The organism is Streptomyces sp. NPDC005402, from assembly GCF_040606575.1.
Taxonomy (GTDB): Bacteria; Actinomycetota; Actinomycetes; order Streptomycetales; family Streptomycetaceae; genus Streptomyces.
The window spans coordinates 83202-106974 of the sequence record NZ_JBEXFB010000016.1 but is presented as its reverse complement, the minus strand read 5'-3'; the positions used below and the strand labels follow the sequence as shown (position 1 = coordinate 106974).

The 23773-nt window shown below is 71.4% G+C and carries 17 protein-coding genes and 1 pseudogene; 7 read left to right on the top strand and 11 right to left on the bottom strand.

Annotated features, from left to right (window positions below):
* Positions 1 to 236: 236 nt before the first annotated feature.
* The 6 genes from ABZT02_RS28730 to ABZT02_RS28705 form a co-directional block, all read right to left on the bottom strand.
* Positions 237 to 1037: a hypothetical protein gene (locus ABZT02_RS28730; RefSeq protein ID WP_356022325.1), complete on the bottom strand. Its 801-nt coding sequence runs from the start codon at positions 1035 to 1037 to the stop codon at positions 237 to 239.
* Positions 1034 to 3097 carry a polysaccharide deacetylase family protein gene (locus ABZT02_RS28725; RefSeq protein ID WP_356022322.1) on the bottom strand — a complete coding sequence of 688 codons (2064 nt, stop codon included), beginning with the start codon at positions 3095 to 3097 and terminating at the stop codon, positions 1034 to 1036. The genes ABZT02_RS28730 and ABZT02_RS28725 overlap by 4 nt, the downstream gene beginning before the upstream one ends.
* A 100-nt stretch (positions 3098 to 3197) precedes the next feature.
* Entirely contained in the window at positions 3198 to 4691 is a 1494-nt protein-coding gene (locus ABZT02_RS28720; protein WP_356022320.1) for a glycosyltransferase, read from the bottom strand.
* Positions 4688 to 5965, bottom strand: a complete 1278-nt coding sequence (locus ABZT02_RS28715; RefSeq protein WP_356022317.1) for a nucleotide sugar dehydrogenase — start codon at positions 5963 to 5965, stop codon at positions 4688 to 4690. The genes ABZT02_RS28720 and ABZT02_RS28715 overlap by 4 nt, the downstream gene beginning before the upstream one ends.
* A 311-nt stretch (positions 5966 to 6276) precedes the next feature.
* A complete protein-coding gene (locus ABZT02_RS28710) occupies positions 6277 to 7110 on the bottom strand; it encodes a TetR family transcriptional regulator (RefSeq protein WP_356022315.1) in 834 nt (277 codons plus the stop codon).
* Between the two features lie 142 nt (positions 7111 to 7252).
* Positions 7253 to 9058 carry a 3-hydroxybutyryl-CoA dehydrogenase gene (locus tag ABZT02_RS28705; protein ID WP_356022313.1) on the bottom strand — a complete coding sequence of 602 codons (1806 nt, stop codon included), beginning with the start codon at positions 9056 to 9058 and terminating at the stop codon, positions 7253 to 7255.
* Between the two features lie 375 nt (positions 9059 to 9433).
* Between ABZT02_RS28705 and ABZT02_RS28700 the strand changes: the two genes are divergently transcribed.
* On the top strand, positions 9434 to 10009 hold the full coding sequence (locus ABZT02_RS28700) for an adenylosuccinate lyase (protein WP_356022310.1): 576 nt from the start codon (positions 9434 to 9436) through the stop codon (positions 10007 to 10009).
* Positions 10010 to 10264: 255 nt separating this feature from the next.
* Here ABZT02_RS28700 and ABZT02_RS28695 read toward each other — a convergent pair whose 3' ends face one another.
* The 4 genes from ABZT02_RS28695 to ABZT02_RS28680 all read right to left on the bottom strand — a co-directional run bounded on the left by ABZT02_RS28695 (position 10265) and on the right by ABZT02_RS28680 (position 14049).
* Positions 10265 to 10795, bottom strand: a complete 531-nt coding sequence (locus ABZT02_RS28695) for a GNAT family N-acetyltransferase (protein ID WP_356022308.1) — start codon at positions 10793 to 10795, stop codon at positions 10265 to 10267.
* Positions 10796 to 10836: 41 nt separating this feature from the next.
* Entirely contained in the window at positions 10837 to 11235 is a 399-nt protein-coding gene (locus tag ABZT02_RS28690; RefSeq protein WP_356022305.1) for a RidA family protein, read from the bottom strand.
* 56 nt (positions 11236 to 11291) lie between these two features.
* Complete coding sequence (locus tag ABZT02_RS28685) at positions 11292 to 12878, bottom strand: alpha/beta hydrolase (protein WP_356022303.1); 1587 nt, start codon at positions 12876 to 12878, stop codon at positions 11292 to 11294.
* 133 nt (positions 12879 to 13011) lie between these two features.
* On the bottom strand, positions 13012 to 14049 hold the full coding sequence (locus ABZT02_RS28680; protein ID WP_356022300.1) for an Rv2578c family radical SAM protein: 1038 nt from the start codon (positions 14047 to 14049) through the stop codon (positions 13012 to 13014).
* 134 nt (positions 14050 to 14183) lie between these two features.
* On the opposite strand from ABZT02_RS28680, the gene ABZT02_RS28675 reads away from it, so the two are divergent.
* From ABZT02_RS28675 to ABZT02_RS28660, 4 genes are all read left to right on the top strand, one after another.
* On the top strand, positions 14184 to 14627 hold the full coding sequence (locus ABZT02_RS28675) for an SRPBCC family protein (protein WP_356022298.1): 444 nt from the start codon (positions 14184 to 14186) through the stop codon (positions 14625 to 14627).
* 148 nt (positions 14628 to 14775) lie between these two features.
* Positions 14776 to 17130, top strand: a complete 2355-nt coding sequence (locus ABZT02_RS28670; RefSeq protein ID WP_356022296.1) for an MFS transporter — start codon at positions 14776 to 14778, stop codon at positions 17128 to 17130.
* A 133-nt stretch (positions 17131 to 17263) separates the two neighbouring features.
* Entirely contained in the window at positions 17264 to 19756 is a 2493-nt protein-coding gene (locus ABZT02_RS28665) for a SpoIIE family protein phosphatase (RefSeq protein WP_356022293.1), read from the top strand.
* Positions 19757 to 19893: 137 nt separating this feature from the next.
* A complete protein-coding gene (locus ABZT02_RS28660) occupies positions 19894 to 20619 on the top strand; it encodes a class I SAM-dependent methyltransferase (RefSeq protein ID WP_356022291.1) in 726 nt (241 codons plus the stop codon).
* Positions 20620 to 20640: 21 nt separating this feature from the next.
* On the opposite strand, the pseudogene ABZT02_RS28655 reads toward ABZT02_RS28660, so the two are convergent.
* Positions 20641 to 21370, bottom strand: a pseudogene (locus ABZT02_RS28655) (hypothetical protein).
* A gap of 266 nt (positions 21371 to 21636) precedes the next feature.
* On the opposite strand from ABZT02_RS28655, the gene ABZT02_RS28650 reads away from it, so the two are divergent.
* Together ABZT02_RS28650 and ABZT02_RS28645 are read left to right on the top strand one after the other, a co-directional pair.
* Positions 21637 to 22470, top strand: a complete 834-nt coding sequence (locus ABZT02_RS28650) for a M55 family metallopeptidase (protein ID WP_356022289.1) — start codon at positions 21637 to 21639, stop codon at positions 22468 to 22470.
* On the top strand, positions 22463 to 23767 hold the full coding sequence (locus ABZT02_RS28645; protein WP_356022287.1) for a M20/M25/M40 family metallo-hydrolase: 1305 nt from the start codon (positions 22463 to 22465) through the stop codon (positions 23765 to 23767). The genes ABZT02_RS28650 and ABZT02_RS28645 overlap by 8 nt, the downstream gene beginning before the upstream one ends.
* The last annotated feature ends 6 nt before the right edge of the window (positions 23768 to 23773 follow it).

Below are 23773 nucleotides of genomic sequence, written 5' to 3'. Positions count from 1 at the left end.
CGGGAGGTTGCCTGTGACGCAGGCGTCCGGGCGGGCAGGTCGATGACTTGCTGGGACAGCCGGCGTACGTATGGTCTCTGCACGCCGGCCGCCCGGACTTCCCTTAACGTAAGACACCGCGTGCCACCGTGCAAGGCACTGAGTGCCAGAACTTGCTCTCAGATGAAATCTTTACGTAACAAATGAGCGATGATCGATCAAAGCTACCGGTGAGTAGGGTGTTCGTCCCGTTTGGGTCATTCCGGCTGTGCCGTGAAGTCACGGAACAGGAACTCGGTGTTGTCGCCCCGGATGCCGACACCGCCGGGTTCGTACAGACCCCCCGGCGAGGCGTCGGTCACATCCAGCACCTGGTGGCCCGCGAGCTCCAACGTGATGCGTACCCGGCGGTCCGGGAGGTCGGTGGCGGTGGCCACGGCCTCGGTCCAGACGTCCGGCGGGAACGTGACCGACGCCGTGGCGAGGGTCACGTAGGTGCCCCCGTTGACCGGGCCACCGGGCGTCTTGCGCTTCACCACGACCTGCCCGTCCCGCCGCACCACGCTGACGGCGTAGCACTCCTGCTCGCTGTGGAACCGCAGCCACAGATGGACACCGTCGTACGGCTGTGCCGGGGTCCGCGGTGTCGTCACCAGGTCGGACAGACGCAGCCGCAGGGAGACCCGGGTGTCACCGAGGTCCCGGCGTCGCGAGGCCAGCCGGAAGACCGCCGAGTCCGTCGCCCGGGCGGACTCGGCGTCGGGACGCTCCCCGTCGGGGTGCCCCGACCAGCCCGCGCCGTCGACGCCGAACAGCGAGCCGCTGGTCATGGTCCAGTCGGGGGAGTGGTGCGCCCCGGGGGCGTCGGGGTGCCAGTACGCGAACTCGTTGGTGACCAGGCCCCGGTCGGGAAACTCGGGGCGGAACTCCGACGGCCGGCCGGTCCGGCCCACGGCGTGCAGCGTCAGTCCGCCCGCGAACGCCGACGCCAGCAGCACGGCGAGCAGGACCCCGGTGAGGAGCCCTGCCCGCCGACGCCGCACGAGCCGCCGGATCACGCCGTACGTCCGCCGGTGACCGCGCAGTCCTCGAACCCGGGCCACGGCTGGGCCGGCGACCGCCGGTAGACGCCGAGCGCGATGCCACCGGTGCCGCCCGCGGCGGGGACGGACGTGTGCACGAGCCCGGCACCGACGGTGACGTCCGTGCTCCGCGCTCCGACCGTCACCCGCACATCCCGTGCCGCGGCCTCCGGCAGCTTGCGGGAGAGCACGGTCCGCGGGTGGGCGCCGGGCCCGGAGAGCAGCGTGATCCAGCCGCGGGAGAGACGGACCGTGAGCTGCTCCGGGGCGCCTCGGCGCACCACGACCGAGCTGTGCAGCCCCTCCTCCGACAGACCCGTCAGCCGGGTGTCCAGCGTGTAGCCGGACCAGTGCGCGCTGCTGCCGGGCCGGTAGGCGGCGAAGGTCCAGCCGCGCGAGCCGATCGGCTGCACGGCACCGGCCCCGACCACCGCACGAGCCCGGTGGCCGTCCCCGTCGGCCCAGCCGGCAGGACCGTCGAACGGCCCGGCGGCGGCGGGCGGCCCGGGGAGCGGGGCTGTCTCCACGTGGCCGAACGCGGGCCAGGCGGTGTCCCCGCGGGACAGGGCCAGGGCGATCCCGCCGGTGCCGCGCACCCCGCTGCTGTTCGGCACGGTGAACCGGTGGCGGCCGTCCACCACCGCCTCGGTCCGGGCGCCGTCCACCGTCAGCCGGACCTCGTGGGACGGTCCGGGGATGAGCGCGTGCTCGGCCAGGACACGGTTCCGCGCCCGGCCACCGACCAGCTGGGCGGTGCCGTGGGAGACGCGCACCCCGACCGTGGCGTCCCCGCCGACCCGCACGAACACCGTGGCGCTGCCGCCTCCCGCGGGCAGGGCGGTCAGACCGGCGGTGACCGAGTAGTGATCCCAGTCGGCGGCGCCGTACGGGGCATAGGCGCCGTACACATAACGCCCGGCGCTCGGGCGGACGCCCTTGCCGGTCAGGGCGCCGGTGCCGCCGAGCGGCTTCCAGCTGATGCCCGTCCAGCGCTCCGGGAAGCGCAGCGGGTCACCCGACGGAGGCACCGGCGTACGGGCCGCCACCTGCGCGAGCAGGGCGTCGGGAGAGGTGTCCGCGAAGACCTCCAGACGCTGGTACTCCTGGTGGACCGCCGATCTGCGGGCCGCCGGCTCGGGACTGAACGTCTTGTCCGTCATGGCCGCGGCGAAGGTCCGCTCGATCAGGTCGCGCACGTACGACGTCTGCTGCGGGTCCGCCGACTCCGAGAAGGGGTAGGCGAACAGACTGGGCCGCGGCAGGCCGTGCCGTTCGAAGTCCGCCAGGGAGCTGGTGAAGTCCGCCCTGACCCTGCGCCGGTAGTGGTCCGTGCTCTCCAGGCGGCCGGTTGAGGCGAGGTACCTGCGGTGGGCGAGCAGTGACCCCAGCTCGCCGTGCGGGCCGATCCGGGTGCGGCTGTGCAGGTCATGGGTGTGGTCCTCGAAGTCCCAGCGGCCCGAGCGGGCCATCCGGTCGATCTCCTGCCAGGACAGGTAGTAGGGCCGGTGCCGGCCGACCCTGCCGGTGATGAGGAACGAGACGGCGTTCATGCGGTGCCGCGCGAGAACGCGGTCGCCGTAGGTCCACAGGCCGTGCGTGCCGTCGTCGAAGGTCAGCATCACCGAGCGTCGCGGCACCGGACCGCCGAGCAGGTAGGCGACGAACTCCTCGGTGGTGAGGGTGTGATAGCCCGCCGCCTGCAGGGCACTGAGCTGCCGTTCGAAGACGGCCGGGTCCACGATGTACCGACTGCCGCTGTGCGGCTTGAGGTCGTGGTACGTGAGGATCACCGGCGCCGCGCGCTCCGGGAGACCGGCTCCCACGGCCTTCCAGCGAGCGGTGGTCGCCGCATCGACGCGAGCGGCCGGCACGCTCACCTGGCGGGTGACGTTGCGCTGGTCGACGTAGACACGCCAGGCGACCACGAAGGGCACGGTGAGCGCCAGTGCGGTCAGGGCGGCCAGGGCGCCGCGCAGGGTGCCACGGCGCAGACGGGCGGTGAGGCGGGACCGCCTCCCGGTCACAGGACGGTCCACGGCTGCCAGCTCCCCCGGGTCAGCACCAGCAGATACAGGGCGATGACGACGGCCGCCGCCAGCAACGCGGCCAGACCCCGTCCGACGGCTCGTACGGCCTTCACGACAGCCTCCTCGACCAGACGCCGCGCCGGATGGTCAGCAGCGAGTACGGCAGCAGCCAGGACAGCACCAGCGACGACAGCAGGCTCATCAGCGGCCGGTACCGCCAGCGCGTGGAGCGGGGGTTGTCCGCCTTGAAGGCCAGGCCCCACACCACGCCCTTGAGGAGGACGCCCGCCAGATACAGCCCGGTCAGGAACCACAGCCCGTGGTACGGCGCCCAGACCAGGTGGCGTACGGCCATCAGCGGCGCACACAGCACCCACAGGACGTGCCCGTAGAAGAGCACCGCCGGACCGAGCCCGCGCCGCCACATGAAGGTGCCGGTGAAGAACAGATTGCGGATGAAGCTCTTCTTCCAGCGCACCTGCTGCCGCATGAAAGGCCGGAACCGAGCCGGAACGGTCGTCCAGACCTTCGCGGACTGCACATAGCCGATGCGCCACGGCAGTTCCGGATGATTCCGCTCGGTGACGAAAGGGGAATCGGCGTACTGCGCCTTGAGTTTGCGCCCCTTCCATTTCTGGCCCAGGACGTATCCGGTCAGCTGCCGGTCGGTGGCGAACCGGAATTCACCGCCGAGGAAGCGGTCGCCGGCCCAGGCGGGAAGGTAGTTGAGAATCGCGTCCCGGCGGAACACGGCGAGCGGCCCGGACACGCACGAGACGGACCCGAAGGTCGCCTCCGCGGCCTTGGCGACCCGGAACTGGCCCTCGTACCAGACGTCCTGCGCCTTGGACAGCACGCTCTCGTCGGCGTTCAGCGCCCGGGCGTGGCCGCTGACGGCGCCCAGCTCCCGGTGCCGCAGCAGCGCGGTCAGGCAGCGCCCGAGTGCGTCGGGGGCGAGGACGCAGTCGGAGTCGGTGAAGGCGATGACGTCCCCGTCCGCGAGCTCGGCGGCCCGGACCAGGGCGTGCTTCTTGCCGACGTTGCGGTCCAGGTACAGGACCCGCAGGGGCAGTTCGCGCGCCAGTCGCCGCAGCACCGCGCGGGTGCCGTCGGTGGAGGCGTCGTCGACCACCACGATCTGCAGGTTCGGGTAGTCGCTCCCGGCCATCGACCGCACACACGCCTCGATGCCGTCCTCCTCGTCCTTGACCGCCACCAGGAAGCTCACCCGAGGTCGCGCGGGCAGCTCGGGGAAACGGTCCAGGTGACGCGGGCGCCTGCGCAGCGTGCGCCGGGACGGGTCGTCGTAGCGGCTGTAGGCGATGAACAGCATGGAGATGGTCACCGTCAGGACCAGGAAGCCGTACCCGAGCACCAGGGGAGCCTGGACCAGCCGGGGCGCCTCGTGGGCCAGGATCAGCAGCAGCGGGAGCAGCACGATCACCACGAGCAGGCGGCGCGCGGCGTGCCGTACCCCCGGGTCCATGCGGTCGGTCAGCGCGGTGAGGCGGGCCCGGCCGGGCCGGGGTCCGCGCTGCCCGGGAACGAACGGGGAGGGCTCGGGCCCGCCGGGTGTGGCGGGCCGCTCGGCCTGGACGCTCATACCACCGCCCGGTGCTTGAAGTCCTGCAGCCGGTAGGTGGTGTCCAGGACCGAGATGTCGTCCCTGATCCACGACAGGTCCTGTCGCGGGTGCACGCCGTGCACCAGCACCAGGTCCCAGTCCCGCTCGCCGGGCTCCGCCTCGGACCGCAGCCGTCGCCCGCCCACGGCCACCGACGGGATGAGCGGATCGGTGTACGCCACGTCGGCGCCGGCCTCGCCGAGGGCGGCCATGATCTCCAGGGACGGCGACTCCCGCAGATCGGCCACCCCTGGTTTGTACGTCACCCCGACCACCAGCACCCGGGCCGCGCGCAGCGGCACACCCCGGTCGGCGAGGACGTCCCGGGCGCGCTGCACCACCACGTGCGGCCGGGTGGCGATCGCGGTCATCGCCGTGTCGATCAGCGGCGAGGCGACCCGCTTCTCGCGCAGCTGCCACAGCAGGTAGTGCGGGTCGCAGGGGATGCAGTGCCCGCCCACCCCGGGGCCGGGGAAGAACGGCATGAACCCGTACGGTTTGGTGGCCGCCGCCTGGATGACCTCCAGGGCCTCCAGGCCCAACTCCCCGCAGATGGTGGCGAACTCGTTGGCCAGGGCGATGTTGACCGCGCGGAAGGTGTTCTCCAGCAGCTTGGTCATCTCGGCGGCCTCGGGCGAGAGCACCTCGTGCACCTCGGCGCCGGTGCGCCGCAGTACGTCGGCGGCGCGCCGGGTGCACTCGGGACTCACTCCTCCGACCACCCGCGGAGTGGTGCTCTGGGTGTGTTCGGTGCTGCCCGGGTCGATGCGCTCCGGGGCGTAGGCGACGCTCAGGTCCTCGGGCACCCGCAGTCCGCGCTCGGCCAGCGGGCCCAGCAGCAGGTCCCGGGTGGTGCCGACGTAGCTGGTCGAGGTCAGCACGATGGTCTGCCCGGGGACCGCCTGGGCCGCGGCGGTGGCACAGGCGCCCGCCAGGGCCCGCAGGTCGGGCACGAGATGGTCGTCGACGGGGGTCGGGACGCAGATCAGCATCGCTTCGGCGGCGCGCAGGGCCGTGGGGTCCGTGGTCAGGACGAACCGGTCGGCGCCCGGGCCGTCCCCGGTGTGGACGCGCAGTCGGCGGTGGTCGTCGGGGACCAGATCGACGCGGCCTTCGCGGATGGCGTCCAGCCGGCCGGGGTCCACGTCGAGGCCTATGACGGTGAGACCCGATTCCAGCAGGGCGAGAGCCGTCGGCAGCCCGACATAGCCGAGTCCGATGATGCCGACGGCAGGCGGAGTGGAAAAGGACAAAGGAATCCCCCTGGAAAATGCCGCGCGCAGGCGGCAAAAAGGATGGTGAGGGCGCGTACCGGGCCTCATTCCCCTGTTCCCCCGAGGCCTTTTCCGGTGTCCACGCCAAGACCGCCGGCCTCCCCAGGCCGACGGATTTCTTTCCTACGGGCCGAAAGCCTGCCATGCCGTCGGACCGTGAGAGGGATCTTGGGTGCAGATCGCGGAGGAGCTGGATCAGCCTTGGCGAAGAGTTCGAAGAGAAACTTTTCTTCGAACGCGAAAAAGGACCGGTACCGGGCTGTCCCGGTACCGGTCCCTTGACATGTACGTCAGGAATGCTCCTTGAGCGCCTGCTCGATGGTGCGCATGACCTCGTCCAGCGGGGCGTCGGTGCGGGCGAGCGCGACCAGCACCTCGCCCTGGGTGGATACGGTCGCGGCGGCCGGCGGCTGAGAGGTCGTGGTGCGTCCCGCCCCGATCCCCGTCCCGAAGGTCTTGCGCACGATCGCGAAGGCGTGGTCCAGCTGTGCCTCGACATCCCCCTGCCCCCCGGCCCGGAGCCACCGCCGCAGCACATGGTTGTGCGCGGTGACCACGGCCGACGCGGCCACCTCCGCCAGCAGCGGATCGTCGTTCGCGTCGTCGTCGTGCGCGTGCTCGTCGAAGTGCCCGAGCAGATACCGCGTGAACAGCCGCTCATAGCGGGCCACCGAGGCGATCTCCGCCTCCCGCAGCGTCGGCACCTCGCGCGTCAGCTTGTAGCGGGCGACCGAGATCTCCGGCCGGCCCGCGTACATCTTCATGACTTCCTTGATGCCGCGGCACACCGTGTCGAGCGGGTGCTCGTGCGCGGGGGCCGCGTTCAGCACGGCCTCCGCCCGGACCAGGGTGTCGTCGTGGTCAGGGAAGATCGCCTCTTCCTTGGAGCGGAAGTGGCGGAAGAAGGTGCGGCGGGCGACCCCGGCCGCGGCCGCGATCTCGTCGACGGTCGTCGCCTCGTACCCCTTGGTGGAGAACAGCTCCATCGCGGCGGCGGCCAGTTCTCGGCGCATCTTGAGCCGCTGGGCGGCCGCGCGACTTCCTGCGGCACTCTCCGGCACGTCGGACGTGGCTGGTGTACGGGACGACTTGGCGGGCTGGGACATGACCCGAACGTACTGCATGTGCGCAGGTTGGTGCGCGTGTCCGGGGTTTGTCCCGCCCCGGACCGGAGAGGTGCCGCCGGGGCCGGGGGGCAGCGGCGGACTGCCCGGGTCGAGCAGTCCGCCCCAGTCCTCGCCGTCCGTGAACCAGTCGCCGACGTGCTCAGCGGCGGGCATATTCGCGGAAGCCACGGCCGGTCTTGCGGCCGAGGCAGCCCGCGGCCACCAGGTGCTCCAGGAGCGGGGCCGGAGCCAGGCCCGGGTCGCGGAACTCGCGGTGCAGGACCTTCTCGATCGCGAGCGAGACGTCCAGGCCGACGACGTCCAGGAGCTCGAAGGGGCCCATCGGGTAGCCGCCGCCCAGCTTCATCGCCGCGTCGATGTCGTCGAGGGACGCGTAGTGCTCCTGCACCATCTTGATCGCGTTGTTGAGGTACGGGAAGAGCAGGGCGTTCACGATGAAGCCCGCGCGGTCGCCGCAGTCGACCGCGTGCTTCCTGATCCTGCCGCAGACCTCGCGGACCGTCGCGTGGACGTCCTCGGCCGTGAGGACCGTGCGGACGACCTCGACCAGCTTCATCGCGGGCGCCGGGTTGAAGAAGTGCATGCCGATCACGTCCTGCGGACGCGAGGTGGCACGGGCACAGGCGACGACGGGCAGCGAGGAGGTCGTGGTGGCCAGGACAGCGCCCGGCTTGCAGACCTTGTCCAGCGCCTGGAACAGCTGCCGCTTGATCTCCAGGTCCTCGGCGACGGCCTCGACGGCCAGGTCGACGTCCGCGAACGCCTCGTAGGAGCCCGCCGCGGTGATCCGGTCCAGGGTCTGCGCGGCCGCCTCGGCGGTCATGCGGCCCTTGTCGACAGAGCGGGAAAGGGACTTGCCGATACGGGACTTCGCCGTCTGCGCCTTCTCCTCGCTGCGGGCGGCGAGCACGACCTCGTACCCGGCCTTGGCGAAGACCTCCGCGATCCCGGACGCCATGGTCCCGGAGCCCGCGACACCGACGGAGCGGACCTCACGGCCGGGGACCTGCGCGGAGCTCTCCGAGGGCGTGAGCACGTCCCGCACGACGGTCGCGCTGCCCGGAGCCTCGTAGGTGTAGAAGCCGCGTCCCGACTTGCGGCCCGTCAGGCCCGCCTCGCTGAGCTGCTTGAGGATCGGGGCGGGGGCGTGCAGCCGGTCGTGGGACTCGGCGTACATGGCCTCAAGGACCGTGCGCGCGGTGTCGACGCCGATCAGGTCGAGCAGGGCGAGCGGGCCCATGGGCAGGCCGCAGCCGAGCCGCATCGCCGCGTCGATGTCCTCGCGGGAGGCGTACTTCGCCTCGTACATCGCGGCCGCCTGGTTGAGGTAGCCGAACAGCAGCCCGTCGGCGACGAAGCCGGGCCGGTCGCCGACCGCGACGGGCTCCTTGCCGAGGTCGAGGGCGAGGTTGGTGACCGCGGTGACGGCCGTCGGCGCGGTGAGCACCGAGGAGACCACCTCGACCAGCTTCATGGCGGGAGCGGGGTTGAAGAAGTGCAGACCGATCACGCGCTCCGGGCGGGCCGAGTCGGCGGCCAGCCGCGTCACCGACAGGGCGTTGGTGCCGGTCGCCAGGATCGTCTCGGGCCGCACGATCCCGTCGAGTTCGCGGAAGATCTGGTGCTTGATCTCGTACGACTCCGGAGCCACCTCGATGACGAGGTCGGCGTCGGCCGCCGCGCGCAGGTCGGTGGAGGTGCGGATGCGGGCGAGGAGGTCGGCGCGCTCCTGCCCGGTGAGCCGGCCACGCTCGACGGCGCGGGCGGTCGCGGCCTCCAGGGCGGCGACGGCCTTGGCGGCCTGCGCCTCGCTGATGTCGATGCCGACGACCTCGCGGCCGGCCCTGGCGAGGACCTCGGCGATACCGGTGCCCATGGTGCCGAGGCCGACGACGGCGATCGTCCTGAGCGGGGACAGAGAGGGGTCGGACAGGGGAGTGGCCATCGCGGAACTCCAGGAATGAGGGTGACGACTGGGAGCGCGACCCGGTACGCCGAGGGGCGCACCGGGTGCGGGAAAAACTGCTGAATGCGGGTGTTACGGGCTGCGAGCGCACACGCCCGGGCCGTCGTCGCGGGCCCTGCACAGGCCCGGGAAACGGTGGATCCGACCGGCCCTGTCCCAGGCCGGGTCGTACTGGTGGTACCCGAGGTACCGAACCGACTGCTCTCGCGGCGGCTGCGTCACCAGGCCACCGCAAGGAGTTCCACGAGTGGGTAACTCGCTCGTCTGAGCTTAACCGGTGGGTAACGAGCGCGCCAGCCCCCGGATTTGTGATGTACGTCCCGCACCCCCGACGGGCCGCCTAACCTCGGGTTCATGGACGAAGAGTTGCGATCACTCACGGAGCGCTTACGGCAGGAGTCGGGAGCGTCGGCCGCCTTCGACCGTCTGGTGGCGACCGAGGACCCGGATGAGCTGGCCGGCGTCCTCACCGAGCCCGGACAGCCGTTGTGGGCCCGGGAGCTGGCCGCGTTCCGGCTGGGCCTCGCAGGGGACCGCCGGGCCTTCGAGTCCCTCGTCCTGCTGCTCAACCACCGCGATCCCCCGCGCTGCGCCGCCGCCGCGTACGCCCTCGCCCGGCTCGACGACCCGCGCACGGCCCGCGCGGCCGCCGCCCTCGCCACCAACGAACTGCGCATTGCCTACGCTCTGCACCCGGTCCGGCTGCTGGCCGAACTGCGTGCCCCCGAGTCCGTACCCGCCCTCATCACCACCCTGGAACGCCGGCTGCGCCCGCACGACCCCTACCGCCGCGTGGCGCTCGCCTGCGTGGAGGGCCTGGGCACCCTGGAAGACGCCCGCGCCAGACCCGTACTGAACGAGGCCCTCGCGCATCCGTCGCTGGCGGAGGCGGCGGTGCGGGCGCTGGCGCGCATCCCCAAGCAGCGGTGAGTCGACGGGCGGTGTGCGGGGGCTGTGGGGTGTCGGGCGCAAAGGAGGCGTGGCGGACGGCGAGCGAGCTGTCGGGCGTCGGGTTCGGCCGCCGGTCGGCGGGGACACGGACGGGCAGCTCACGGCGGGGGACTGAGCCGGGGCGCCGGAGGGACGTGCGCGGGCGAGGGTGCCGGAGATGTGGAGGCGGGCGAGGGCGTTCGTGCGGTCGCGCCCCGTCGGTCGGCCGCGCTCCATCGCGCGGGTGGCGGGCGGTCAGGTGTCGAGTGTTCGCGCGTACCGCACCTCCGGCACCAGGACGCCGTCCGCCTCGAAGGGCTCCTCGGTGCCGTCGGCCTCGAAGCCCGCGCGTTCGTAGAAGCGGCGGGCGCGGCTGTTGCCCTTGAGGACCCACAGGTACATGCGGTCGTGGCCCACGGCGGTGCGGTTCCGCAAGGCCTCCAGCAGCAGGGCGTGTCCGATGCCGGTGCCGTAGCGCCGCGGGTCCACGTACACGGCGTACAACTCGGCGTCGGCGGTGCGGACTTCGCCGTCCCGGTACGGACCGTGACAGGCCCAGCCCAGGACCTCGCCGTCCCACTCGGCCACGAGGTTCACCACGCTGCCGTCCCCCTGGCCGAAGCGGGTGCGGTGCCGCTCGGCGTCCCGCGCCACGCTCATGGCGTCGAGGTACGACTGCGGGATCAGGCCCCGGTAGGCGCTCTGCCAGCCGCGGACACGGATCTCGGCCACACGGTCGCAGTCGGCGAGGGCCATCGGGCGGATGAGGAGGCGGTCGTCGTCCATGGCGGCACCCTAGGCAGCCTCCATCCGCTCAGGCCTCCGAATTATCCGCCGGTCACCGCGAACGCCTCGATCTCCACCAGGAACTCCGGCCGCACCAGCGCCGCCACCTGCACGGCCGAGGCCGCCGGCAGCCGGTCGTCGGGCAGGTGCTCGGCGCGGGCCGCGCGGATCGCCGGCATGTGCGCCATGTCCGTGACGAAGTAGGTCAGTTTGACGACCTCGTCGAAGGTCGCTCCGGCGGCTGCCAGACAGCGGCGGAGGTTCTCGAAGACCTGGCGGGCCTGGGCGGCGGCGTCGCCGTCCCCGACGAGCTTGCCGTCCCCGTCCAGGGCGACCTGGCCCGAGATCGCCACGAAACGGCCGCGACCCAGCACCACGTGGGAGTACTGGGTCGCGGGGGCGACCCCGTCGGGGGCGGGAATCCTCGTCAGCTCACTCATGCGTCCATGGTGGACCACGGCACTGACAACGCCCGCCCCCACGGAGCGTCAGGCGCTCAGCCGCGGGTTCCGAGCAGTTTGTGCAGCGTCGCGCCGCGTGAGGACGTCGAAGCCGCCTTGGAGGCCAGCGGCTTCGGATCGGGCAGCGCCTCGCACACCGCGTCGGCCTCGCCGCCGCCCCGCGGCACCTTGCCGTCGGTCAGATACCCGGTCAGGTACTTGTCCAGACACGTGTTCCCGCTCAGCGTGATGCCGTGGTTCCCGCCGCCCCGCTCGACGACGAGACTGGAGCGGGCCAGCAGCCGGTGGACCGTGGCACCGCCCTCGTACGGGGTGGCCGCGTCGTTCGTCGCCTGGAAGAGCAGCGCAGGCGGCAGCTTGCCGTTGGCGATGTTCACCGGGCTCAGTGCATTCGTGGGCCAGAACGCGCAGGGCGCGTTGTACCAGGCGTTGTTCCATGTCATGAACGGCGCCTTCTCGTACACGTCCCAGTTGTCCTTCTGCCACTGGCGCCAGTCGCGCGGCCAGGAGGCGTCACGGCACTGCACCGAGGTGTAGACGCTGTAGCCGTTGTCACCGGAGGTGTCCACGGCACCGAAGTTCTCGTACGCCTCGACCAACGGGTCGGCGTTCTTGTCGTTCACGTACGCCGCGAACGCCTCGGCCAGGTAGGGCCAGTAGCCGTTGTAGTAGCCGCCCGGGATGAAGGTGTCCTCCAGTTCGGAGGAGCCGACCTTGCCGTCCGCGGGCTTCCTGGCGAGGGCCGCGCGCATCGCGTACCACTCGGCCTCGATCTTCTCCGGGTCGGTGCCGAGCTTGTACGTCGAGTCGTACGTGGCGATCCAGGCCATCAGTGCCCGGTGCCGGTCGTTGAAGGCGTAGTCCTGGGCGAGGTTGTCGTCGTACCAGACGCCGGTCGGATCCACGATCGAGTCCAGGACCAGTCGGCGCACCTGGTGCGGGAAGAGCTTCGCGTAGACGGCGCCCAGATAGGTGCCGTACGAGTAGCCGAAGTAGTTGATCCTCCTGGCTCCGAGGGCCTGGCGGATCGAGTCCATGTCCCGCACGGCACTGATGGTGTCGATGTACGGCAGCACGCTCGCGTACTTCCGGCCGCAGGCGGCGGCGAAGGACTGGGCACGCTTGAGGTCGGCCCTCTCGATCGCCGGTGTGCTCGGCACGGAGTCGGGGCGCACCGGCTTGAAGTGGCCCGGCTTGCAGTTCAGGGCGGGTTTGCTCGCGCCCACCCCGCGCGGGTCGAAGCCGATGACGTCGTACTGGGCCGCGACGGCCTTGGGCAGGCCGGAGGCGATGAACCCGGCGAACGTCAGACCGCTGCCGCCGGGACCGCCCGGGTTGACAAGGAGCGGGCCCTGGTACTTCTTCGCGGTGTGCGGGACACGGGACAGCGCGAGGGTGATCTGCTTCCCCCGCGGGTGCGCGTGATCGAGCGGCACCTTCAGGGACGCGCACTGAAGCGTGGGGTAGTCGGCGGTGCCGCACTTCTTCCAGGTGGGTTGCGCGGCTTGAACGGTCTGCGTGGCGTGCGTGGTCTGCGGGGCACTGGCGTCGGCGGGTACGGCGGTGAAAGTGCCCGCCACGACGACCGCGGTACCGCACAGCACGGCTGCGCGCTTCCTCATGGGTCCTCCCAGGACGGAGGTTCCGGACCGCGAGGGTCACGGCCCACGCCGCATCGTCCCGGAAACTACGCCCGGAAAAACGTGTTCTGACGATAGTTGACCCGATTGGTCAGTCCGATGCGCTCGAACGCTCTCAGATCAGCGTGAGTTGGGTCGGTTCGGACATCGGCTCCACCTCGGGCTCCGGCTCCCGGATGCGCCTGGGTGTCCCCGCGCCCGCTGGACCGATGCCGTACTCCTGGGCCAGCTCATGGACCTGACGGGTGATCCGGCGCTGGTACCACTTCGGAGCGTAGGCGCCGTCCGCGTAGAGCCGCTCGTAACGGCGTACCAGATACGGGTGCTCCCGGTTCAGCCAGGCCATGAACCACTCCCGGGCGCCCGGCCGCAGATGCAGCACCAGCGGGGTGACCGAGGTGGCCCCCGCGGCGGCGATCGCGCGCACGGTCGCCCGCAGCTGCGCGGGCCGGTCGCTCAGGAACGGGATCACCGGCGCCATCAGCACCCCGCACCCGATCCCGTGCTCGCCCAGCGTCCGTACGACGTCCAGGCGCCGCTCCGGAGCGGGCGTGCCCGGCTCCACCGTGCGCCACAGGTCCGCGTCGGTGAAGCCGACCGAGACCGAGACGCCGATGTCCGTCACCGCGGCGGCCTGCCGGAGCAGGTCGAGATCGCGCAGGATCAGCGTGCCCTTCGTCAGGATCGAGAAGGGGTTCGCGTGGTCGCGCAGGGCGGCGAGGATGCCCGGCATCAGGCGGTAGCGGCCCTCCGCGCGCTGGTAGCAGTCGACGTTGGTGCCCATCGCTATGTGGTCGCCGGTCCAGCGGCGCGAGCCCAGCTGGCGGCGCAACAGCTCGGGGGCGTTCACCTTGACCACGATCTGCGAGTCGAAGCCGAGACCGGTGTCCAGGTCGAGATAGCTGTGGGTCTTGCGGGCGAAGCAGTACACACACGCGTGAGAGCAGCCCCGGTAGGGGTTGACGGTCCACTCGAAGGGCATGCGGGAGGCGCCCGGCACCCGGTTGATGATCGAGCGGGCCCGGATCTCGTGGAACGTGATCCCGGCGAACTCGGGTGTGTCGAAGGTACGGCTGACCACCGCGTCGGCGCCGAAGAGGGCGGCGTCGGCCCGTCCGTGTTCGGCGGACTCGGTGAGGTTCTCCCAGCGCATGAGGCCTCCTCGGTAGCACTGCCCTTCGAGTGAAACACTTGTTCGAATTTCTGCGCAACCCCGATTTGGGTGGCCGTGGGCGGGGGTGGTTGGCTTGCTCCAAGCCCGAGAACTTGAAGTCCTGGAGGAAGTCGATGGCGCAGGTCGAGGCCACTACGGAGCGGATCGTCGCGGCGGACGCGGAGAAGGTGTTCGACGCCGTCGCCGACTACACCGGCACGCGCTCGAAGGTGCTGCCCGAGCAGTTCAGCGAGTACGAGGTGCGCGAGGGCGGCGACGGCGAGGGCACCCTCGTCCACTGGAAGCTCCAGGCCACCAGCAAGCGCGTGCGCGACTGCCTCCTGGAGGTCACCGAGCCCACCGACGGCGAGCTCGTCGAGAAGGACCGCAACTCCTCCATGGTCACCACCTGGCGGGTCACCCCGGCCGGCGAGGGCAAGTCCCGCGTCGTCGTGACCACCACCTGGCAGGGTGCCGGCGGCATCGGCGGCTTCTTCGAGAAGACCTTCGCCCCCAAGGGCCTCGGCCGGATCTACGACTCCCTCCTCGACCGGCTCGCCGCCGAGGTCGAGAAGTAAGTCCCCGGCACCCGGCGGATGTTGATCTCGGTCACCGGATCGAGTGGATCTCCGTACGGCCGCCCGGTGCGCCGTAACTCGTCGCGCTTGCTCGTAGTTGTCGCCTTATGCGGGAAATGCGTGGCAGGCGCGACGAGGGGAGCGGGACGTGGGTGTGACGACTGCGACGCACGAGGAACGGGTCGAGGCGCCACCGGAGGCCCCCGTCCCGACCGTCGAACTCGGCCCGCGCCGGGTGCGGTTGATCTTCCTCGGACTGATGCTCGCGCTGCTCCTCGCCGCGCTGGAGCAGATGATCGTCGCCACCGCGCTCCCGAAGATTGTCGGTGAGCTGCACGGCCTGGACCGGATGTCCTGGGCGATCACCGCCTACCTGCTCACCGCCACGATCGGCCTGCCGGTCTACGGCAAGCTCGGCGACCTGCTCGGCCGCAAGGGCGTCTTCCAGTTCGCGATCCTCGTCTTCGTCGCCGGCTCCGCGCTGGCCGGACGGGCCGCGACCATGGACCAGTTGATCGCCTTCCGCGCGGTGCAGGGCGTCGGCGCGGGCGGTCTCATGATCGGCGTGCAGGCGATCATCGCCGACATCGTGCCGCCCCGGCAGCGCGGCCGCTTCATGGGCCTGATCGGCGCCGCCTTCGGACTCGCCTCCGTCGCGGGCCCGCTGCTCGGCGGCTACTTCACCGACCACCTCTCCTGGCGGTGGTGCTTCTACATCAACGTGCCCTTCGGGCTGCTGACCCTGGCCGTCGTCACCGCCGTACTGAAGCTTCCGAAACCGCGGGTCAGGCCCCGGCTCGACGTGCTCGGCGCCCTGCTGCTCGCCGCGTCCTCCACCTGCCTGGTGCTGCTGACCAGTTGGGGCGGCACCGAGTACGCCTGGGACTCACGGGTGATCCTCGGCCTCGGGGCCGGGGCGGTGGCCTCCACCGTCCTGTTCCTCGTCGCCGAGCACTTCGCCGCCGAACCCCTCATCCCGCTGCGGCTGTTCAGGGACTCCGTCTTCACCATCACCGGCCTGGTGGGCCTGGTGATCGGCGTCGCGCTCTTCGGGGCCGCGAGCTATCTGCCGACCTTCCTCCAGATGGTCGACGGCGCGAGCGCCACCGAGTCCGGCCTGCTGATGCTGCCCATGATGGCCGGCATCGTCGGTGCCTCCGTCGTCGCCGGACAGCTCATCAGCCACACCGGCCGCTACCGGATCTGGCCGATCCTAGGCACTGCCCTGGCCGTCGTCGGCATGTGGCTGCTGTCCCGGCTCGAGGTCGACACACCCCGGCTGCACTACAGCCTCTGGATGGCCGTCCTCGGCGCCGGGATCGGCATGGTGATGCCGGTGCTGATCCTCGCCGTGCAGAACTCCGTCCGCCCGGCCGACCTCGGCACCGCCACCAGCGCCAACAACTACTTCCGGCAGATCGGCGGCAGCGTCGGAGCGGCGATCTTCGGCACGCTCTTCGCCGACCGGCTCGCGGACTCGCTGGAACAGCGGCTGCCCGTCGGGGAAGGGCTGCCCGACCCCGAGTCCCTCACCCCGCAGCTCGTCCACGCCCTGCCCCCGGCGCTCCGCGACGACTACATCCGGGCCTACGCCGACGCCATGCCGAGGATCTTCCTCTACCTCGTGCCGGTGCTCGCCCTCGGCCTGCTGATCGCCTTCTTCCTCAAGGAGAAACCGCTGGTGTCCCACCACAGCGCCGACCCGGAGGCCGCCCCGGTCCCGCCGGCCCGCGCGCAGCACACCGCGGGGATCCCCGTGTGCGGCACGGTGCAGCACACCGACGGGACCGTCGTGCCCCGGGCCGCCCTCACCCTCATCGACGCGGCCGGAGGGCAGATCGGGCGCGGTGCCAGCGGCGAGGACGGACGGTTCGCGCTGACGACGCCCGGACCGGGGGCGTACGTCCTCATCGCCGCCGCGAGCGGCCACCAGCCGCAGGCCGTCGCCGTGACGATCGGCGAGCGCCCCGTCGAACTGGACGTCGTCCTCGGCAGCGCCGGACGGCTCACGGGCCGTGTGCGAACCGCCGACGGCTCACCCGTACCGGACGCCACCGTCACGCTCACCGATGCGCACGGCGAGGTCGTGGCCACCACCCGCAGTTCGCACGAGGGCGCCTACGCCGTCACCGAACTGGTCGCGGGGGAGTACACCCTCGCCGTCGGCGCGCCCGCGTTCCGCCCCGCCGCGCTCCCCGTCACCGTCCGGGCCTCCCGGGAGACCCGCCAGGACGTCGAACTCGCGGGCGGCGCGGTGCTGCGCGGAACCGTGCGGGCCGGTGGCGGACGGTACGTCGAGGACGCGCGCGTGACGCTCCTGGACGTCGCCGGCAACGTGGTGGACTCCCTCACGACGGGCCCTGACGGCACCTTCCGCTTCGCCGACCTGTCCCGCGGCGAGTACACCGTCATCGCCGCCGGGTACCCGCCGGTCGCCACCGTCCTCCAGGTGGCCGGCGGCGGCCGGACGGAGCGGGATCTCCAGCTCCGCCACGAGGACTGACGGGGCGTCAGCGCGGGGGCGCGCGCCGGGGCTTTCCGGTCCGGGCCAATTACCGCATTGCCGCACACCGTGACCGACCGGCGCCGTACGGTGGAGCAGGCGGCACAGATCTTGCGGAGAGAGGGCCTGGGCCATGGACCGTGGCACCGAGAGGGGCGCACCTCCCAGCCGCGGAGCTGGGAACGGCGCGGCGGACGGACCCGCCGCGGCCGGACGTGTCCCGCTGGCCGTGGTCGTGGTGGACCGCGACGGCCTGGTCTCGCACTGGAGCCGGGGCGCGAGCCGTCTGTTCGGCGCCGACAAGGAGGAGGCCATCGGCCGCTCGGCGGCCGACCTGCTGCCCGTCTCCGGAGCCCTCCCCGCCGTGGAGGACACCCCGCCCCACGACGTGTACGCGGCCTACGACGGGCTCGGACCCGACCTCGAGTCCTCCCTCGACAGCGGGCTGTCCTACCCGGCCGCCGGTCGCGCCCGTCTCACCGTGCCCGGCGCGGACCGCGTCGACGTCCTGTGGTGGGCCTACCCGCTGGTGGGGCCCGGCCCGGAGCGTCTGCTGGTCCTGGCCGCCGACGCGGGCGGACTCCACCAGGACCTCCACCAGGACCTCCACCAGGATCTCGACCTGGCCGAGGGCGGCATCGGCGTCGAGCGGATCGCGCCCGCCTTCGCCCTGCACACCGACTTCCCGGGCGCCGACGAACTCGCCCGCAGGCTTCCCGAGATCCTGCCCAGCATGAGCGTCGGCGAGAGTGCCCGCATCGTCGCGCAGATCCTCGAACTGGGCTATCCGGTCCTGGAGTTCAGCCAGAACGACCGGGTGCCCGTCACGCCCGACTGGGGCGTGCCCCGGCGTGCCGAGCGCAAGGCCCGCCGTGAGCGGGCGGCCCGGGCGGTCGCGGCGGGCCTGCCGCTGCCGCAGGAGGAGCCGGACGAGGGCGAGGACCTCGAGTACGTCGCCGTACGCGAGCGTCTGGAGTTCCTCAACGAGGTCAGCGGAAAGATCGGCACCTCCCTCGACCTGTCCCGGACCATCGTCGAGGTCAGCAGGGCCGTCGTACCCCGCTTCACCGACGTCGCCGGCACCTATCTGCGCGAACAGGTCGTCGCCGGCGAGGGGTTCCCCGACGGTGTGCCGGACACCACGACCATGTGGCACCGGGTGGCCCTTGAGCACACCGACGAACCCGGCCGCTGGGACGACGTGGTGCCGGTCGGCGAGGCCATGCCGTTCCCCGCGCACACCCCGTTCTTCCAGTGCATGACCAGCGGTGAGCCCGTCCTCGTGCCGCGCATCAGCGAACAGCTGGGGCACGCGATCGCCTCGCAGTTCGAGAAGCGCGACATCAGGCCGCTGATCACCGGTCGCTCCATGCTCGTCGTTCCGCTGAAGGCCCGCAACGTCGTCCTCGGGTTCATGATCCTGCTGCGGCACCCCGAGCGCGTCGAGTTCAACGACATGGACCGCGTCACCGGCGCCGAACTCGCCGCCCGCGCGGGCCTGGTGCTGGACAACGCGCGCATGTACACCTTCCAGGAGTCCGTCGCCGAGACCCTCCAGGACAGCATGCTGCCGCACATCCCGCCGCGCATGGCGGGCTGCGACATCGCCACCCGCTATCTGCCGGGCACGCTCCTCGGACGCGTCGGCGGCGACTGGTTCGACTCCGTGAAGCTGCCCGGCGCGCGAACCGCCCTGGTCGTCGGGGACGTCATGGGGCACGGGCTCAACTCGGCCGCCATGATGGGCCAGTTGCGTACGGCCGTACAGACCATGGCCGCGCTCGACCTGCCGCCGGCCCAGCTGCTGCGCAACCTCGACGACCTCGCCCAGCGACTCGGCGACACCTACCTCGCGACCTGTCTCTACGCCGTCTACGACCCGATCGCGAGCGAACTCCACATCGCCAACGCCGGGCACATCCCGCCGGTGATCGTGCGGGCCGGGGACGGGCGCAGTGAGCTGCTCGACCTGCCCACCGGGGCGCCCATCGGCGTCGGCGGAGTGCCGTTCGAGGCGGTACGCGTGCGGGTGGAGCCCGGAGACCGGCTGCTGATGTGCACCGACGGGCTGGTGGAGGTGCGGGGCGAGGACATCGGGGTGGGTCTCGCGACGCTCACCGAGTCCGCCGCGCATCCGGCCGCCTCCATGGACGACGCCTGCGACGCGATCATCCGTGCGCTCAACCCGCGTGATGGCCGCAAGGACGACGTGGCGCTGCTCATGGCCCGGCTGAACGGCATCGAGCCGGACGACGTCGCCGAGTGGCGGATCTCCCTCGATCCGGTCGAGGTCGGGCGCGCCCGGGCGGTGGTGCGCGAGCAGCTCCACGACTGGGGGCTGGCGAAGCTGGCCGACGGCGCGGAGCTCATGGTGAGCGAGCTGGTGACCAACGCGGTGCGGCACTCCCACAGCCGTCCCGTCCAGCTGCGGCTGGTGCGCGGGGACACCTTGCTGTGCGAGGTGGACGACGACGACCATGATCTGCCGAACCTGCTGAGTGCGGGACCCACCGACGAGCGAGGACGGGGACTCAGGGTGGTCAGCACGCTCGCGCGGGAGTGGGGTGCGAGTCGTACGAAGGCCGGGAAGACCGTCTGGTTCGAACTGACCCTGCCGCGTCGCTGAGCGGCCCCTGCGACCGCCTGTTTCTCGAACTGGCAGTGAAGGAACGCGCCATGCGCTTGTCCGCGTGACCTTGGCGCGATACACCGTACTGGCCCGTCAAGTGTGGCGGGTTTGTGTCGCATCCTGGGGAGTTGGGCATGAGCGTGACTGATCGGTACCGGGAGTCCTGGGAGGGCTTCTGGCGGGAGGCCCCGGGGCGGCAGGGGGCCGTGTTCTGGGACGCGGAGCCGGTGTTGACCGCCGGAGTCCACCTTGCCCACTTCGAACCGCTCCTGGGGGACCCCGGGCTGCCCCTCGTGGACCTGGGCTGCGGGAACGGCACCCAGAGCCGTTTCCTCGCCGCGCACTTCACCCAGGTCATCGGCGTCGACCTGTCGCCCGCCGCCCTCGACCGCGCGCGCGACGCGGACCCCGACGGACAGGTGACGTACCGGCTGCTGGACGCCTCCGACAAGAGCGAGCCGGAGAACCTGCACGCCGAACTCGGGGACACCAACGTCTACATGCGGGGCGTGCTGCACCAGGCCGCGCCCGAGGACCGGCAGCAGTTGGTCGACGGGATCGCCACGCTCGTCGGGGAGCGCGGCCGGGCCTTCCTCGTCGAGCTGTCCGAAGCCGCCAAGTCCGTCCTGGTGGGTCTGGCGCAGAGCCCCGACGGACCGCCCGCCAAGCTGGCGCCCGTCTTCCGGCACGGCATCGCCCCCGGCGAGGTCGCCGACGAAGCGGTGCCCGTGTACCTCGGTGCGGCCGGTCTGACGATCGTGGCGAGCGGCGAACTGCCGCTCGTCACCACCGAGTACCGGTCCGACGGCACCCGGATCGAACTGCCGTCGAAGTGGTGGGTGGTGGGACGCACCGCCTGATCACCGGGCGGTGAAGGCGTCCTATCGGCGTACCTGGGAGGGCACCCCACCCGTGACGGGCGGGGTCTTCCGGAACGCCCACTCCATGCGCGGCTCCATCACACACCGGAAGACCCGCCGTACGGGAGCGGTGCACAGCGCGGTCACCACCGCGCGGCGACGAGCGTGACGGCGATCTCGCCGAGCGGGGTGTGCGGCCAGCGGCGGCCGGCCCAGTCGAAGAGGGCCAGTGTCATGAGCGGCCCGTACCAGGCGGGCACGCCGAAGTCCTCGGCGGCGCCGCGGTGGAAGAACCACGCGTAGTCCGTGCGCGGGACCGCCCAGTACGAGAACGCCGGCGCGGCCGCGAACACCGGCACCGCGAGCAGCCGCACCCGCCAGTGCCGTACCAGCGAGAAGTGCTCCGGGCGCAGACACAGGGCGAGCACGAAGCCGCCAGAGGAACAGGGCGGCCAGGAACCAGGTCAGGTACAGCGGTACCAGGAGGCTGATCGCACGGTCCGGGACCCGTCGGACCACCGGGTGAAACAGGTGTACGCCGTCTCGAAGGCGACGTAAGGGACGGCGACCCCGGTGACCAGCCGCTAGATCTTCGCCGGGCTCGCGTCGAAGGTGCGGGAGAAGTAGCCCGAGATGATGATGAACGCCGGCATGTGGAAGGCGTAGACGATCGTGTACAGCGCGGTGACGGCACGGCTGTCGGAGCGCAGCGGCTCCCAGGCGTGCCCCATGGCTACAGCTCGATCGCCAGGTACTTGGCGTTGTCGAAGAACGCGTCGCGCTGTTTCGGGCGTCCGGGAGGGTTCCCCGGCGCGGTCGTCGCCGTCGTCCGCCGTGCCTGCGACCGGACGGGTTGTGCGGTGTCGCTCACTCTTCTCCTTGGCCGTCTCCTGTGGAACCCGCGGGGGAGGGCACGCGTCTTCTGTGAGATGCCTGGGTGGCAGGGGTGAGCGGCATTCGGCTCGCCTCACCACGTGCGGGCGACGTAAACCTCCGCTACGCGTAACGTGGCGCACCATGAAGATCCTGATCAGCGCCGACATGGAGGGCGCCACCGGCGTGACCTGGCCGGCCGACGTGCTGCCGGGCACCCCGCAGTGGGAGCGGTGCCGGTCGATGTTCACCTCGGACGTGAACGCCGCCGTGCTCGGCTTCTTCGACGGGGGCGCCGACGAGGTACTCGTCAACGAGGCCCACTGGACCATGCGCAATCTGCTCCTGGAGCGGCTCGACGAGCGGGCGCAGCTGCTCACCGGCCGGCACAAGTCGCTGTCCATGGTCGAGGGTGTGCAGCACGGCGACGTCGACGGCATCGCGTTCCTCGGCTACCACGCGGGCGCGGGCCAGGAGGGCGTCCTCGCCCACACCTACCTCGCCAACTCCATCACCGGGGTGTGGCTGAACGACGTCCCCGCGAGCGAGGGACACCTCAACGCGCACGTGGTCGCGGAGTACGGCGTCCCCGTCGTCCTCGTCACCGGGGACGACGTGGCCTGCGAGGACGCGCTCGGCTACGCGCCCGAGGCGCTGAAGGTCGCCGTCAAGGACCATGTCTCGCGGTACGCGGCCGTGTGCCGTACGCCGGCCCGCACGGCCGCCGACATCCGGGCCGCCGCGAAGGAAGCCGCACAGCTGGCGGTCCGTCAGGAACCGGTACAGGCAGGGCCGTTCACGATCGCCGTCGAGTTCGACGCCGAGCACCTCGCGATGGCCGCCACCGTGGTGCCGGGCGTGGAACGGATCGGGGCGCGGAGGGTGGCGTACACGAACGAGACCATGTACGCCGGAATCCGTACCTTCAAGGCGGTCACCACCATCGTCTCGGCCGCCGTGGAGGAGCAGTATGGCTGACCAGCAGGCACTGGACGAGGTCGTCCGGTTCACCTCCGACCTCATCCGCATCGACACCACCAACCGGGGCGGCGGCGACTGCCAGGAGCGCCCCGCCGCCGAGTACGCGGCCGAACAGCTGGCCGGCGCGGGCCTCGAACCCCTGATGCTGGAGCGCACCAAGGGCCGGACGAACGTCATCGCCCGCATCGAGGGTTCCGACCCGTCGGCGGACGCCCTGCTCGTCCACGGTCATCTGGACGTGGTTCCCGCCGAGGCCGCCGACTGGAGCGTGCACCCCTTCTCCGGGGAGGTCCGCGACGGGGTCGTCTGGGGGCGCGGCGCGGTCGACATGAAGAACATGGACGCGATGATCCTCGCCGTCGTCCGGAACTGGGCGCGGCAGGGCGTACGGCCCCGGCGGGACCTCGTGATCGCGTTCACCGCGGACGAGGAGGCCAGCGCCGTGGACGGCTCGGGGTTCCTCGCCGACGAGCACCCCGAGCTCTTCGAGGGCTGCACGGAGGGGGTCAGCGAGTCGGGGGCGTTCACCTTCCACGACGGCGCCGGGCGGCAGATCTATCCGATCGCGGCGGGGGAGCGCGGCACGGGCTGGCTCAAGCTCACCGCGAAGGGCCGCGCCGGACACGGCTCCAAGGTCAACAAGGAGAACGCGGTGACGCGGCTCGCCGCCGCCGTGACCCGCATCGGCGAGCACGAGTGGCCGCTGCGGCTCACCCCGACGGTCAGCGCCGCCCTTACCGAACTCGCCGCCCTCTACGGCATCGAGACCGATCTCACCGACGTGGACGGGCTGCTGGAGAAGCTGGGCCCGGCGGCCAAGCTGGTCGAGGCGACCGTCCGCAACAGCGCCAACCCGACCATGCTGGAAGCCGGTTACAAGCTCAACGTGATCCCCGGGGAGGCCGTGGCCTACGTCGACGGCCGCTATCTGCCCGGCGGGGAGGACGAGTTCCGCGCGACCCTCGACCTGCTCACCGGCCCGGACGTGGACTGGGAGTTCAGCCATCGCGAGGTCGCCCTCCAGGCACCGGTCGACTCCCCGACGTACGCCACCATGCGCGCCGCCGTCGAGGAGTTCGCACCCGAGGGACACGTGGTGCCGTACTGCATGTCCGGCGGCACGGACGCCAAGCAGTTCTCCCGCCTGGGCGTCACCGGGTACGGGTTCGCGCCCCTGAAGCTTCCGGAGGGCTTCGACTACCAGGCCCTCTTCCACGGGGTCGACGAGCGCGTCCCCGTCGAGGCACTGCACTTCGGCGTGCGGGTACTCGACCGCTTCCTGCGAACGGCCTGAGCGAGT